Genomic DNA, 14113 nt, shown 5'->3' on the forward strand with positions numbered 1-14113 from the left:
CTCCATGGATCTGCTCTCCGGTCGCTTCAGCGAAAGCGACACCTACATCACCTCCGCCTCCGGCCCCTGGCTCACCACCGCCACCGGCAAGCTGACCGACTACCTCCTGGGCAACTGTTCCCAGTTGCTCGGGCACTGCCATCCCCAGGTCGTCGACGCGGTCCAGCAGCAGGCGGCCCGTTCCGTGAACGTGGGCGACAACCGCACCCACGAGGCGTACCGACTGGCGGAGCGCATCACCAAGCTCGCGGGCAAGGACGCGATCCGCCTGGTCAACAGCGGAAGCGAAGCGGTGCACTGCGCGCTGCGCGCGGCCCGCGCCGCCACCGGTCGGCAACTCGTCCTGAAGTTCGAGGGGCACTACCACGGCTGGTTCTCCGAGGAGATCTCCCGGTTCGTCCCCGACCTGGAGTACGGCAGCGGCCTGCCGGACGACGCCGGCGAGCGGATGATCGTCGTCGAGTGGAACGACCGTACGGCCGTCCAGGACGTCATCGCCCGCCACGGTGACCGGCTCGCGGCCATCCTGTGTGAACCCATGCTCTGCCACGCCGGCCCGGTCCCGGCCGACGAGGGCTTCCTCGCCTTCCTCCGCGAGCAGGCCACCGGCGCCGGTGCCCTGCTGATCTTCGACGAGTGCATCACCGGATTCCGGCTCGCCCCGGGTGGGGCCCAGGAGCGCTTCGGCGTCACCGCCGACCTCGTCACCTACAGCAAGGCCGTCAGCGCCGGCTTCCCCATCGGCATCTGCGCCGGCACTGCCGAGGCGATGGCGCCGCTGGCCACCGGCACCGCCTATCAGGCGGCCACGTACGACGCCAACTCCATCTCTGTCGCCGCCGCCCACGCCGTCCTCGACGTCCTGGAGACCGAGCCGGTGTACCAGCGGATCGCCGAACACGGCACGCGGCTGCAGCAGTTCATGGCGGCCGAACTGGAGCGCAAGGGCGTGCCCGCCGTGTGCCAGGGAGACACCTCCGTCTTCCAGTTCTTCTTCACCGACTCCCCGGTCCGCACCCACGCCCAGGCGCTGGCCACGGACACCATCCTCTACGGGTACCTCGTGCAGGAACTCCAGGCCCGCGGCGTCAACATCTTCAAGGGCGATCTACGGCCCAACCCCCGCGCCAGCTGGCTGTCGCAGTGGTTCGTGAGCGCCGCCCACGACCAGGAGGCGCTGGAGTGGACGACCGACGCCTACCCCAAGGCCCTGGACGCCGCCCTCCGTCTGCGGGGTGCCGCCGCATGAGCGAGCAGCAGCAGGTCTGGCTGACCGAGACCATGTGGATGCGCAACCTGGCCGACCTCGGCACGGTCTCCATGGACTTCCTGGAGATCCTGCCCGGAGCCGTGCGTACGCCGGTGGTGCACGACGACGGTGAGGAGATCCTCTACATCCTCAAGGGCGAACTGGAGATGCACCTGGGCGACGACAAGTTCACCGTCACCCAGGGCGACGTCATCCCCGTCCCCCGGCACACGCCGCACGGAAGCATCAACCGCAGCGACGCCGTGGTGCACATGCTCGCCGTGAACTCGCCCGCCTTCCGCCTGGAGGACGAGAAGGAAGCCGAGCAGTCATGAGCGCCCCGACCACCATGACGGAACATCAGCCGGCCCCCACCGCGCAGGGCGACTCACCGCTGCGCCACGTCTACCTCCTCGACGACCTGACCGGGCTGATCCCCGTCCTGCCGCGAGCCCAGGAGCTCGGCGCGGACGCGGTCGCCGAGGCGGTCGGAGCCGTGCGCCGCTGTGTGCTGACCGTGGCCCGGCTCATCGACCTCGACCACATCGCCGTCGAGCTCATCAGCTGGGAGCACGCGCTCGCCGAGTTCCTGGCCCGGACCCCTACCCTGCCCGCACACGACGTCTCGGTCGTCATCGGCTCGGGCGGGAAGCGCTTCGCCGACCAGCTCGAGGAACAGGGCCACCGGTTCGCCGGACGCCTCGACGTGCCCGCGGCCAAGATCCTTTCCGACTCGTCGGACGCCTTCTTCTCCGAGCACCACGTCCTGAACAGGGACGGCACGCCCCTGACCGTCGCGGTGCCGCGCAGCAGCGAGCGCGTCCTCGTCGTCGACGACTGCGTGCAGACCGGCGGCACGCTGACCGCCGTCGCTGAGGCGGCCGGCGTGACCAGCGGTTCGGTGGTCACGCTGGTGTGCAACGAGTTCACGCGCCGGCGCCGCGAGGCGGACGGCTGGGCCATCGACTTCGGCACCCTGCTCCCGGGGGAGACCTATCCGATGTCGTACGCCACGGACCTGTTCTGCGTCCGCGACTTCTTGGTGGACACCGCGGTCCGCTTCGCGGACGGCACCTCCACCTCGTATGCCTCGGGCGGCGACTGGCTCTCCTTCCTGCACGGCAGCCGGGCGGAGGAGGCAAGGGCCCACTGGACGCGGACCCGGGGCCTGCTGGCCGACCTCGGCCTGCTCGCCCAGATCTGACCAGACGTCGTACGAGAGGAACGGGCATCGTGCGATTTCCCGCTCAGGTTCTGCCGCGCACCGCCGCCATGCGCGTACTCGCCGTCGCCACGCTCACACGCGCGGTGGGCCACGGCGTCTTCTACACGGTGAGCGTGTTGTACTTCGCGCACGCGGAGGGGATGTCGGTCCGCCTGGCGGGGATCGGCCTGACCATCGCCGCGGTGGCTGCCATGGCGGTGAGCATGCCTGCGGGCCACCTCGCCGACGTCCTCGGGCCGCGCGAGGTCTCGTCGTACTGCTTCCTTCTGCAAGGCGCGGTCACCTGTGCCTTCGCGTTCACGGACGGGTTCGCGTATTTCGTCGCCGTCGCCGTGCTCGCCGCCTCGGCGGAGTCCGCCGGCGGTGCGGCGTTCGGCGCCATGATCGCGGGGATCACCGAGGGCGCCGACCGCGTCCAGGCCCGCGCCTATCTGCGCTCGGTGACGAACGCGGGCATCGCCGTCGGCGCGCTCGTCGGCGGTGTCCTCCTCTCGTACCACGACCAGTCCCTGCAGGCCCACGGACTCGTCGGCTGCGGAATCCTGTTCGCCGCCGGCGGCCTGGTCCAGCTGCGGCTGCCCGTGATCACCGGCGGCGACCATACGCGGTCCTCCCCGTGGGCGGTCTTCGCCGACCGCCGCTACGCCACCGTCGGCCTTCTCAATATCGCGCTCGTCCTCAATGTGGGGCTCCTCACGGTCGCCCTTCCGCTCTGGATCAGTGAGCGCACGACGGCACCCACCTCGCTGTATGCGGTGCTGCTCGTCCTCAACACGCTCGGTGTAGTGCTGTTCCAGGTACGGGTCAGCAAACGGGCCACCGACGCGGCCAGCGCGGCGCGCACCTCGCGGCTGGCCGGCCTCGCCCTGCTGACCTGCTGTGTGCTGTTCGCCTGGTCCGCGGACGCGCCGCTGGGCGTCGCGGTGGTCCTGCTCGTCGTCGGGACCGCGGTCCACGTACTGGGCGAACTCCTGTACAGCGCGGGCGCCTGGGCCCTGTCGTACGAACTGGCTCCCGACGGTGCGCACGGCCAGTACCAGGGCTTCTTCAGCATGACCTCCCAGCTGGGATCGGCACTCACCCCCGCAGCCGCCACCACGGTCGTCATCGGTTTCGGTGCCGTCGGCTGGCTCGCCTTCGGTGTGCTGATGGTCCTGGCCGGTGCGGCCGTCCCCTCGGTGGTCCGCGGTGCGCGCCAACCCGTGGCCCCCTGACCCTCTTTGGAGAGACATCCCCATGCCCCTCACCCCACGCCGGGCCGGCACCTTCATCGCCGCTGTCCTGCTCGTCCTGACAACCGGTTGCGGCGGCGACGGCGACAACGCCGCCGACGGACCGGTGACGATCCCCGCCACCCCGGAGCCCGGGACCTTCCGCCTGGGAACGCAGCCGTGGATCGGCTACGCCCCTTGGTACATCGCCAAGGAGAAGGGCTACGCCAAGCAGCACCGCGCGGCATTCGAGCAGGTCAACTTCACCGGCGACGACCAGCTCAACGCCGCCCTGGCCAGCGGGAAGATAGACGGCGCCAACGTCTCCTCGCACACCGCGCTCAATCTGATCGCCTCCGGCGTCGACATCAGGATCGTGATGCTGGAGGACGTGAGCATGCAGGCCGACGCCGTACTCACCGAGGCCGGCACGTCGAGCATCAAGGCGCTCAGCGGCAAGCGGGTCGCCTACGAGGAGGGCACCACCAGCGACATCCTGCTGCGCTACGGACTGCGCCAGAACGGTATGGACATCGACGACATCAAACGCGTCCCCATGCCTGCCGCGGACGCGGGCAGCGCCTTCCTCGCCGGACGTGTCGACGCAGCGGTCACCTACGAGCCGTACATCTCCACGGCTGAGGCGAAGAAGCCGGGCATCCGGTCCGTGTACTCGGCGGCCGAGAACCCCGGACTCATCTCGGACGTGTTCGTGGTCCGCACCGATGTCCTTGCCGAGAAGCCGGGCCAGGTCGTCGCGCTCATCAAGACGTGGAACGACGCGATCGACGCGTACACGTCGGACCCGCAAGGGTCCCGGACCATCATGGCGCGTGGCGTCGGCGCCGAGCCGAAGGACCTGAGGACGGCGTTCGACGGCATTGATTACTACGGCCGTGCGGAGAACCAGACGAAGCTGAGCGGCGAATACGCCACCTCCACCCTCCCGGAGGTCGCCACGGTGGCCAAGGACGCGGGGCTGTTGCAGGGCGACGTCGACACCGACTCCGCGGTCGATGACCGGTACCTGCAGGGCGGGAAGCAGTCATGACCAACCTCGTGGACCAGGACCGCACCACCGTCGCACCCGGCAAGTCCGGCCCGCCCGCCGCACGGCGGGCGGGCCGGGCCCGCCCGTCCGTGTCCGCGGGCGCTCCCGTGGTGTCCTTCCTCATCCTGCTCGGCGTGTGGTGGCTGGTCACAGCCCAGGGATGGGTCGACCGGCTCTTCCTCCCCGGCCCGGATGCCGTACTGGAACGCCTGTCGGCATTGTCGTCAAGCGGCGAACTCTGGGAAGACCTGGGCGTGTCGGTCTATCGAGTGGGGGTCGGTTTCCTGCTCGCCACCGCTCTCGCGCTTCCCCTGGGCATACTGATGGGCCGCTTCACGCTGTGGGCGGCCTTCGTCGAACCAGTCGTCGACTTCATCCGCTACATGCCCGTCGTGGCCTTCGTGCCGCTGACCGTCCTGTGGGTGGGCACGGACGACGGACAGAAGTTCCTGATCATTTTCATCGGAACCTTCTTCCAGCAAGTCCTGCTGTTCACGGACAATGTCCGCCGCGTACCGGGCGAACTCATCGACGTGGGGCGCACGTTGGGGCTCTCTCGCCAGCAGATCCTGCGACGCATCGTGCTGCGCGCCGGCGCACCCGGCCTCTGGGACTCGCTGCGGGTCAGCCTCGGCTGGGCGTGGACCTGGCTCGTCGTCGCCGAACTCGTCGCCGCGACCTCGGGCCTTGGCTATCGCATCACGCTCGCCCAGCGCTACATGTCCACGGAAACGATCATCGGCTACCTCCTGGTGCTCGGTCTGCTCGGGCTCGTTACCGACCAGCTTCTGCGGCGCGCGGGAATCCTGCTGTTCCGTCCTTCCGAGCTGAACCAGTAAAGGACCAGTCATGCCCGACGGCACCGCTCATCTTCAGCTGCGTCAGATATCCGTGGCCTACGGCGACACCACGGCGGTGGCGCCGCTCGATCTCAGCATTGCCCGCAACGAGTTCGTCTCCCTGGTCGGCACCTCCGGATGCGGCAAGTCGACGTTGCTGAACGTCGTCGCCGGCCTCGTCCCGCCGACCACGGGAACGGTCACCCTGGACGGAAAAGGGGTCCAGGGCCCGGGGCGGGATCGGGGCATGGTCTTCCAGAAGTACACCCTCTTCCCTTGGATGACCGCCGCGCAGAACGTCGAGTTCGCCCTCCGCGACCAGCCGGCCCTGACCCGCCGCGAGCGACGGGCCGAGGCACTGGCCCTGCTGGACCAGGTTGGCCTCGGTGCTCGCGCCGACGCGTATCCCGACCAGCTCTCCGGCGGTATGCAGCAGCGCGTCGCCATCGCCCGGGCCCTGTCCTACCGGCCCGACGTCCTCCTCATGGACGAGCCCTTCGGCGCCCTCGATGCATTGACCCGACGTGTCATGCAGGACCTACTGACCCGACTGTGGGAGGAGCACCGCCTGACCGTACTGTTCGTGACACACGACATCGAAGAGGCCGTCTACCTCTCGGACCGGGTACTCGTCATGGGCGGAACCCCAGGACGCGTCCAGCGCGACATCACCGTTGCCCTGCCCCGTCCCCGCAGACGCGAACTCACCTCCGACGCGCGCTACCAGGAAACCTGCGACGCGGCTTACGAGGAGATCTATGCCGCCCCGGACATCCGAGCCTCCTGAGTGCCCGCGAGGAGAAGCGCATCATGCCCGCCTGGCGTCCCCGCACGGTACGCGGCACGAGCCCGGCCGCGTCCTACGACACGGTGCTCGCCCACGAGCACATCTTCCTCGACCTGCGGTGCTGGCTGGCCACCGACGACCCGCGCCACGAACTGCTGAGGGACCAGCGAGTCGGGCCGGACACGGTCGAGCTCATCCGCCAGAATCCGTTCGCCTGCCCCGACAACCTCATCCTCGACGACACGGAGCTCGCCGTCCGTGAACTCGGCCTGCTCACCGAGGTGTCCGCACAGCCCTTGATCGTCGACCTCACCCCGGACACCATCGGCCGAGACCCCGAACGGCTGGCCGAGGTGTCGGCGCGGGCCGGCGTCGACATCATCACCGGCTGCGGCCCCTACATCGACGGTTCCTGGCCGACGTCCCTGCACGACGCGTCGGCCGAACACCTGGCGGACGCCATGGTCCAGGCCCTCACCGACCCCGACTTTCCGGCCGGCGTCATCGGCGAGATCGGAACCGGCAGTCCGATCACACCCCGCGAGAACACCGCGCTCATCGCCGCCGCCCAGGCGCACCGGCGCACCGGCGCACCGATCTTCGTCCATCTGCATCCGTGGGACCCGCAGGGTCTTGCGGCGCTGGACACACTGGAACGGCAGGGCGTCGACCCTTCCCGGGTCAGCCTCTGCCACCTCGACGTGCGCGGCACCGGGGACACCTCGCTGCTCGCCGCTCTCCTCGAACGCGGCTGCTACGTCGCCTTCGACATCTGGGGAGACGAGGACCAGTACGGACCCGACCGCATGCCCCAGGACACCGAGCGGGTCCAGGCTCTCCTACGGGTCATGGAACTCGGATACGGCGATCGGCTGACCCACTCCCACGATGTGTGCACACGCACGCAATTGGCAGCCCACGGAGGGGTCGGGTACAGCCATCTGACCCGCCACCTGCCCGGCTGGCTGAGTGAGGCGGGGCTCGGCCAGGAAGTGATACAGCAGCAGCTCGCGGGCAACGCGATGCGGTTACTGGGGCTGGACCGGCCGGTCGGCGACGAACTCCACGTGCACTGAACTCTCCGGCTGACGTCGGACTGCCGCGAGTTCGGCGGAGTCGACCGGAAGGGCTTCGGCCGGCTTGGCAACGAGCTTCCGTTGAAGCTTGGCGAACTCGTCCAGTGGCAGCGCGTTCCACTCGGCGAAGGCGGCGTCCAGATGGGTCACCGGGGCGTCGAGGATCTTCCCCAGTTCGCGGGCCAGGTACGATTTGGCGCTGCCTCCGGGCGCTGGTGGTGGGCCCGCCAACATCCGCGTTCACCACAAGAAGGCACACACCAGCATCAACTAACCCTGGGCGGGTACAGGAATGCTGGCACGACTCTGTCGAGCTGCACTCTGATTCACCAAGATCATCCCGTGGCGGCTTTTGGGCTCACCTTGGCTGGACCCCTCTGGGTGTTGGAGCTGTGGAGTAGATCGATTTGGTGACCGCCGTCTTCGGGCCGGTTGGATCCTGGAGTCCGGCTGCACCGGACTCCAGGATCTCGAAGACGTCGAGATAGTTCGGCATCAACCGGACCGCGGGCTCTGTCGCCTACCGCGAATTGGAGATTGCTCCCGCCGTCGTCGGCGTCCCTACCCACGCCTCCGGCAGCGCGCAGCGGCGGCTACCTCATCGGCCCGCGCTCTGTCGTTGGCGGCGTGTGCTCCACCAGCGAACACGATGCACCGGTGGCGGCACTGCCCGGATGGATCGCCTCACGTCTCAGCAACGAGCCGGCCAACACATGACCGGCTCTGGTGGGGATGATCAGCAGCTGTGCTGTTTGTTGCCATCCGCAGGCCATGCCGTTCAATCAGCCCAGTCCTCTGTGCTCGTAGGAGTGGCGCGTGTCTCGGTCGCACTGCTCCCCGGCCCTTGCGACGTATCGTCCGGAGCTCCACCGCAACCGCGGGTTTCCCTCTCTCCTGGGTGCGGCAGCGCAACGGCCTTGTGCCCCTCAGGCGGTCTTCAGAGCCTGCAGGGCTGCGTTGAGCAGGTCAGGCACAGTCTCGGGCGGTACGACGCTCATGGCCACGTAGGCGAGGACCAGTGTGACGATCGCGGCGAGTGCGATCCGGACGATGCCGGTGACGTCGGTGTCCTTGGCCTTGTCCATGGCTCGCCGGACGACGACCGCCACGATCAGCAGGGCCAGCAGGAGGAGAACGGTCATGGTGGCTGTCTTCCTTGGTCGAGAGGGTCTTCATCTCTCGGTCCCGGGGGCCACCGTGAGCGGCACAGAATCTCAGCGAATTCCTTTCGACCGTCTGCCTACGCGGTGCTCGGCGCGCCGTTGCTGTTCGGCGGCCAGCCGCCGAGCTTTGCGGCGTACTCGTTCGCCGAATGTCTCCGGGTTGTCGGCTCCGATGACGGCACTGGCTTCCGCCCAAGTCGTTCCCTCGCCGAAGGCAAGGGCGAGCACGGTGCGTCGTTCGTCGGGTTCCAGTGCGCGCAGGACTTTGTTGAGTCGCTCGTCCTCGAATACACCACCTGCCGCACGGTTGAGGAGGTCGACGTCGACTGCTACGAGGTCGTAGAGGCACATGCCCCCGAGGTCGGCGTCCAGGGAGAGGACGCGCCCGGACCGGGGCCCGTTCCGCCACAGCGGGACCAGTTGCCGGTGCAGGGTGCGCACTTCTGCACGGAGAACGGCAATGAACGCGAACGTCTCATTGGTTCCCGGTCGTTTGCCCTCACACCAGGAACCCAGCAGCGCTGTGGAAGCGGCTTCCCTCCACCGATCGCTGGTGGCGCGCAGGCCCAGAACCTTGGTGCAGAGGGCGTCCATGTTCCGCTCGATGACGAACGTGGTGGATTCTCCGAGTACTTCGTCGACTGGGCTGGTGAGCAGATGGCGGTAGCGGATGGCTTCGTTGAGGTCGCCCCGGCCGGGCCGATACCAGCTACGGCCTTCCTGGTCGGCGAGGCGGACCGAGGTTCCGACTGACCGGATTCCGTTGTCCACCCTGAGGTCAGGGGGGAAAGGCATGGCTGTCCACGCAAGGGAGGCTCGCCTCAGTGACTCACCCAGGCTTGCCGGGATCGGTGCTGAGAGGCGACGAGGTTGGGAATCCGCCCTGCGGGGCTGGCTGGAAGGGGGCACTGGCATGTACTCCTACTGATGCGGGGGCGTGCGGTCTCTCCTCGGTCTTGGGAAGCAGGCAGAACGGCAATCAAATATTGTGGCGCTCGTCGCAGCGCTGGTGTGGACCCTCTGCGCAGCACCGGACTCCGGGCCGGCGATCGCCAGTGACAAGCGGCCCGAGAATAGTGGGAAAGAGCTGTCTGAAGGTGTCCTGGGCATCGCACGTTGGCCCGCCCCACGGCGGCCTCGGCGGCCAGAGGGCTACGGCAGCGGCCCGGGACACGGAGTGGTCGCTGCCGTGCCGCCGGTGCGCTGTGTCCCGCTGATGCCGGGTGCGTGGCCGGGAGCGGGAGGCGTCGTCGGGCGGGCCGTCACTGCGACCGGGTGGTCACGGTCCTGGTGGGGTGACAGCCCGGCCGCAGAGCGGGGTTCACTGGCGGGTGAGGATGGCGACCGCGTCGAAAGTGCCGTCCGCCGCCCACCGACGGAAACGGGTGTGCAGCGTGGCCCACGACCCGTATCGCTCGGGCACATCCCGCCAGGCCGTCCCGGTGCGGAACTTCCACACGATCCCGTTGAGGACCCTTCGGTCGTCCAACCGCCTCCGCCCCCGCAAGGATGCGGGCAACAGCGGTCGGACGAACTCCCATTCGGCATCCGACAGTTCATGGCGACGTATCACCCGACCATGATCCACCATCCAAGATCATTTGAAGACACACCCTAGTGTCCTGAGTTGGGAATTCGCTGCGTAAGTCTGGGTGGGTTCGGCATGATGGCCGGGTGGCGAGGACGGGACGGCCGAAGGCCGAGCTGGTGCTGACCGATGACGAGCGTGAGACGTTGAGCCGCTGGGCCAGGCGTCGGACTTCTTCGCAGGCTCTGGCCCTGCGGTGCCGGATCGTGCTGGAGTGCGCAACTGGTGCCTCGAACAGAGACGTTGCCGCTCTGCTCGGCGTCGAGGAGCACACGGTGAGCAGGTGGCGGGCCCGCTTTGTGCGGGACCGGCTTGAGGGCCTGACCGACGAGCCACGCCCAGGTGGGCCCCGGAAGATCACCGACGCCCAGGTGGAAGAAGTGGTCGTCAAGACACTGGAGACCACGCCGAAGGACGCCACACACTGGTCGACGCGGTCGATGGCCAAGGAAGTGGGCCTCTCCCAGTCGGCCGTCACACGTATCTGGCGGACCTTCGGCCTCAAGCCGCACCTGGTGGACACCTTCAAGCTCTCGAAGGATCCGCAGTTCATCGAGAAGGTCCGCGATGTGGTCGGCCTGTATCTCGCCCCGCCCGAGCACGCGCTGGTGCTGTGCGTGGACGAGAAGACACAGATCCAGGCCCTGGACCGGTCAGCTCCGGTGCTGCCGATGATGCCGGGCATGCCAGAACGCCGTACTCACGACTACGTGCGCGGCGGCGTCACCACACTGTTCGCGGCGCTCAATACCGCCACCGGCGAGGTGATCGGGCAGATCCATCGCCGGCACCGGGCCGTGGAGTTCAAGAAGTTCCTCGTCCGGATCGACAAGGAGGTGCCCGCAGACCTGGACGTGCATCTGATCTGCGACAACGCCTCGACGCACAAGACCCCGGCCATCCAGCGATGGCTGACCGCACACCCCCGCTTTCATGTGCACTTCACACCCACCAGCTCCTCCTGGCTCAACCAGGTCGAGCGGTGGTTCGCGCTACTGACGGACAAACAGATACGGCGAGGCGTCCACAGGAACGTCCAGACCCTGGAACGCGACATCCGCAACTGGATCAAGACTTGGAACGAAGAACCGAAACCCTTCGTCTGGACGAAGACCGCAGACGAGATCCTTGAACGCCTCGCCGGATATCTGAAGCGAATTCCCGACTCAGGACACTAGTGCTGGACGGCGATGTCGTCCCAGATGACGATGGAGTCGGGCGGTCGGCGAAAGCGGACCTGCAACCCGCGAACGCGGGCCTGCAGGCCGAGTTCGGGCAGCAGCTCCCGGCTCTCCTCGTCGGACAGCCCCACGTTGCGGGTGGTGAGCGGCTGCGGTGTGCGTCGCCGCAGCACGCGGATCAGCGGGACTACTGCACAGACACCATGGCCTGTGCCTCACCCGCCGGGTCCTCGCAGAGGTCGTCGCCGACCTCCAGGACGACCTTCCCGATCCGCCCGCTGAAGCGGCCGCCCTGGGTGCCGTAGCCGGTCACAGGTACGCCGTTGTCCTCGCCGACATCCAGCCAGTCGGTGGCGTGGTAGATGAACGGAATGGTGTGGTTCAGCCGCACCGACCCGGCCGGCTTGCCGTCGACGAACAGCTGACCAAGGCCTCCCTTGCCCACGCCGCCGCCGTCGTAGGTGAAGCGGTAACGCAGGGTGTGCCTGCCGGGGCCCAGTCGCTCGGGCGCGCTGATCTCGTAGTGCTCGCGATCCACCCAACTGTAGTGGAACGCCGGGGTGCCCTCGCACAGGAACAGGGCCCAGCCGGCGAACCGGCCGCCCTGGGCGACCACCGCGCCGCGCGCCGGCTCGTCACCGACCTCGATCTCCGCGGTCACCGTCCAGGACCGGTTCTTGGTGTCCGGCAGCACACTCTCGTTGAGATGGCGCATTCCCGGATAGAGCGTGACCGACCGGCCGTTGCCGAGCCGCGGGCGGCCCACCGACTCACCGTCCATCCGTACCACCTTGCGGTCGTCCAGCGGGAAGACGTCGTACTTGGCAGCCTCGATCAGGAACAGGTCCTGCAGCTTGCGCAACCGCTCCGGCTGCTCGGCCGCGAGGTCGAGGCACTGCGCGTGGTCGTGCGGCGCGTACAGGTCCCACACGTCCTCGGCGAACGGCCTCGGTCTGCCGGCGAGTTCCCACGGCACCTCGTGCTTCGTGCACGCCGACCAGCCGTTGTGGTAGATGCCGCGGTTGCCGAAGATCTCGAAGTACTGGGTGGTGTGCCGCTCCGGGGCGTCCGCCTCGTCGAAGGCGTAGGCCATGGAGATGCCTTCCATGGGCTTCTGGGACACGCCGTTGACCGAGGTGGGCTCGGGGATGCCGGCGAGTTCGAGGATGGTCGGCGCCACATCGTTCATGTGGGTGAACTGGTGGCGGACCTCGCCGCGGGCCCGGATGCCGGCGGGCCAGTGCACGATGGTGCCGACCCGGGTACCGCCCCAGTGGGAGGCCATCTGCTTCGTCCACTGGAACGGAGCGTTCATGGCGTGGGCCCAGGCCACCGGGTACTGGGCCAGCGTGTCGGGGCCGCCCACCTCGTCGATGCGCGCGAGCATCTCGGGGACGGTCTCCTTGATCCCGTTGTAGGACGCGTACTCGTTGAGGCACCCGTGCGGGCCGGCCTCGGCGCTGGCGCCGTTGTCGCCCATGATGTACAGGATGATCGTGTCGTCGAGGACGCCCATCTCCTCCAGCGCGTCCACGATCCGCCCGACCTGCTCGTCGGTATGGGTCGCGAAGCCCGCGTAGCTCTCCATCATCCGTGCGTACAGGCGGCGGGCGTCCTCCGGCTGGTCCACCCAGGCGCCGATCTCCGCCGGGCGCGGACTGAGCTCGGTCTGCTGCGGGACGATACCCAGGTCCTTCTGCCGGGCCAGGGTCCGCTCCCGCTGGTCGTCCCAGCCGTGGTCGAACGCGCCGCGGTAGGCGTCGATGGACTCCCGGGGCGCCTGCAGCGGGGCATGGCAGGCCCCGAAGGACAGATAGCTGAAGAACGGCTGGTCCGGGCTTAGCGCCTGCTGCTCGCGGAGGTCGGCGATCAGCCGGTCGACCAGGTCCTCGCTCAGGTGGTAGCGGGGCCGGTCCGGGGTGGGGATGGGGCTGGCGCCCTCGAAGAGGGTGGGGCGCCACTGGTCGGTCTCGGCGCCCATGAATCCGTAGAAGCGTTCGAAGCCCTCACCGGTCGGCCAGCGGTCGAACGGGCCGGTCCGGCTGGTCTCCCAGGTCGGCGTCTGATGCCACTTGCCGAAGCAGGACGTGTTGTAGCCGTTCATCCGCAGGATCTCCGGCAGCGTCGCGCAGGATGCGGGGCGCGAGGAGGTGTAGCCGGGCTGGCTGGTGGCGATCTCGGTGATGCCGCCGGCTCCCACCGTGTGGTGGTTGCGGCCCGAGAGCAGGCTCGCGCGGCTCGGCGAACACATCGCGGTGGTGTGGAAGCGCGACAGGCGCAGGCCGTTCTCGGCGAGCCGGTCGGCCACCGGCATCCGGCAGGGCCCACCGAACGAGGACGAGGCTCCGTAGCCCATGTCGTCGATGAGGATCAGGAGGACATTGGGTGCGCCCTTCGGCGGCCGTGTCCTGGAGACGGGCTCGGGCATCTCGGCATCGCGCACGTCCATCGGCGTGGCCGTCGGCCGCCTCGGCTCATTGATCGGAAGTGCGGCGCGGTAGGCCGGGTTCACCACGGGATGATTCCTTTCCGAGTGCTGGGCATTGCGGATCACAAACGGGCGCGGAGGCGCCGGCATGAGCCCCGCGAGGTACGCCCGCCATCACCATCGCGAAGAACCCCGCGGCAGGTCTTGCCTTCGGGTGCCGACCATTTGGCTTCGCGCGACACCGTGCGCCGGTGGCGCTGCGCGGTGCGGGGCAGGGGAAGGGATTGCACGACCCGATGTGCGGCTGCACGGCCC

At 68.4% G+C, this 14113-nt stretch carries 15 protein-coding genes; 9 read left to right on the top strand and 6 right to left on the bottom strand.

All coding sequences use genetic code 11. The features are described from left to right. Positions 1 to 4: 4 nt before the first annotated feature. Genes ACSYGO_RS45790 through ACSYGO_RS45825 form a run of 8 tightly spaced genes read left to right on the top strand, consistent with a single transcriptional unit; the run spans position 5 to position 7438 of the window. Complete coding sequence (locus tag ACSYGO_RS45790; protein WP_432175601.1) at positions 5 to 1249, top strand: aspartate aminotransferase family protein; 1245 nt, start codon at positions 5 to 7, stop codon at positions 1247 to 1249. After that, the gene (locus tag ACSYGO_RS45795) at positions 1246 to 1584 is read left to right on the top strand and encodes a cupin domain-containing protein (protein WP_426678852.1); all 339 of its coding nucleotides are present in this window, start codon (positions 1246 to 1248) and stop codon (positions 1582 to 1584) included. Before ACSYGO_RS45790 ends, ACSYGO_RS45795 begins: the two co-directional genes overlap by 4 nt. Next, positions 1581 to 2453, top strand: coding sequence for a phosphoribosyltransferase (locus tag ACSYGO_RS45800; RefSeq protein WP_460390397.1), 873 nt, complete (start codon positions 1581 to 1583; stop codon positions 2451 to 2453). The genes ACSYGO_RS45795 and ACSYGO_RS45800 overlap by 4 nt, the downstream gene beginning before the upstream one ends. 29 nt (positions 2454 to 2482) lie before the next feature. After that, a complete protein-coding gene (locus ACSYGO_RS45805; RefSeq protein ID WP_426678850.1) occupies positions 2483 to 3688 on the top strand; it encodes an MFS transporter in 1206 nt (401 codons plus the stop codon). Between the two features lie 22 nt (positions 3689 to 3710). After that, positions 3711 to 4736: an ABC transporter substrate-binding protein gene (locus tag ACSYGO_RS45810; protein WP_426678849.1), complete on the top strand. Its 1026-nt coding sequence runs from the start codon at positions 3711 to 3713 to the stop codon at positions 4734 to 4736. Continuing rightward, positions 4733 to 5575, top strand: coding sequence for an ABC transporter permease (locus ACSYGO_RS45815; protein ID WP_426678848.1), 843 nt, complete (start codon positions 4733 to 4735; stop codon positions 5573 to 5575). The genes ACSYGO_RS45810 and ACSYGO_RS45815 overlap by 4 nt, the downstream gene beginning before the upstream one ends. 10 nt (positions 5576 to 5585) lie before the next feature. Next, positions 5586 to 6362: an ABC transporter ATP-binding protein gene (locus tag ACSYGO_RS45820; RefSeq protein ID WP_432175598.1), complete on the top strand. Its 777-nt coding sequence runs from the start codon at positions 5586 to 5588 to the stop codon at positions 6360 to 6362. A 23-nt stretch (positions 6363 to 6385) separates the two neighbouring features. Continuing rightward, positions 6386 to 7438, top strand: coding sequence for a phosphotriesterase family protein (locus ACSYGO_RS45825; RefSeq protein ID WP_432175597.1), 1053 nt, complete (start codon positions 6386 to 6388; stop codon positions 7436 to 7438). Here the strand turns inward: ACSYGO_RS45825 and ACSYGO_RS45830 are convergent. The 4 genes from ACSYGO_RS45830 to ACSYGO_RS45845 form a co-directional block, all read right to left on the bottom strand. Then, positions 7391 to 7672 carry a P-loop NTPase family protein gene (locus ACSYGO_RS45830; RefSeq protein WP_426678845.1) on the bottom strand — a complete coding sequence of 94 codons (282 nt, stop codon included), beginning with the start codon at positions 7670 to 7672 and terminating at the stop codon, positions 7391 to 7393. The genes ACSYGO_RS45825 and ACSYGO_RS45830 overlap by 48 nt on opposite strands. Positions 7673 to 8364: 692 nt before the next feature. Beyond that, on the bottom strand, positions 8365 to 8580 hold the full coding sequence (locus ACSYGO_RS45835) for a hypothetical protein (protein WP_460390398.1): 216 nt from the start codon (positions 8578 to 8580) through the stop codon (positions 8365 to 8367). 72 nt (positions 8581 to 8652) lie between these two features. Beyond that, positions 8653 to 9372 carry a hypothetical protein gene (locus ACSYGO_RS45840; protein WP_460390399.1) on the bottom strand — a complete coding sequence of 240 codons (720 nt, stop codon included), beginning with the start codon at positions 9370 to 9372 and terminating at the stop codon, positions 8653 to 8655. Between the two features lie 550 nt (positions 9373 to 9922). Next, the gene (locus ACSYGO_RS45845) at positions 9923 to 10192 is read right to left on the bottom strand and encodes a transposase (RefSeq protein ID WP_460390400.1); all 270 of its coding nucleotides are present in this window, start codon (positions 10190 to 10192) and stop codon (positions 9923 to 9925) included. 83 nt (positions 10193 to 10275) lie between these two features. Here ACSYGO_RS45845 and ACSYGO_RS45850 point away from each other — a divergent pair, with 83 nt between their 5' ends. Continuing rightward, positions 10276 to 11367 (top strand): IS630 family transposase, encoded by a 1092-nt coding sequence (locus ACSYGO_RS45850; RefSeq protein ID WP_460385335.1) that lies wholly within the window; start codon positions 10276 to 10278, stop codon positions 11365 to 11367. Here ACSYGO_RS45850 and ACSYGO_RS45855 read toward each other — a convergent pair. After that, a complete protein-coding gene (locus tag ACSYGO_RS45855; protein ID WP_426682689.1) occupies positions 11364 to 11543 on the bottom strand; it encodes a hypothetical protein in 180 nt (59 codons plus the stop codon). The two genes, ACSYGO_RS45850 and ACSYGO_RS45855, sit on opposite strands and share 4 nt — an antisense overlap. A 14-nt stretch (positions 11544 to 11557) precedes the next feature. Continuing rightward, positions 11558 to 13885 carry an arylsulfatase gene (locus ACSYGO_RS45860; protein WP_460390401.1) on the bottom strand — a complete coding sequence of 776 codons (2328 nt, stop codon included), beginning with the start codon at positions 13883 to 13885 and terminating at the stop codon, positions 11558 to 11560. Between the last annotated feature and the right edge of the window lie 228 nt (positions 13886 to 14113).

Source organism: Streptomyces krungchingensis (assembly GCF_054729265.1).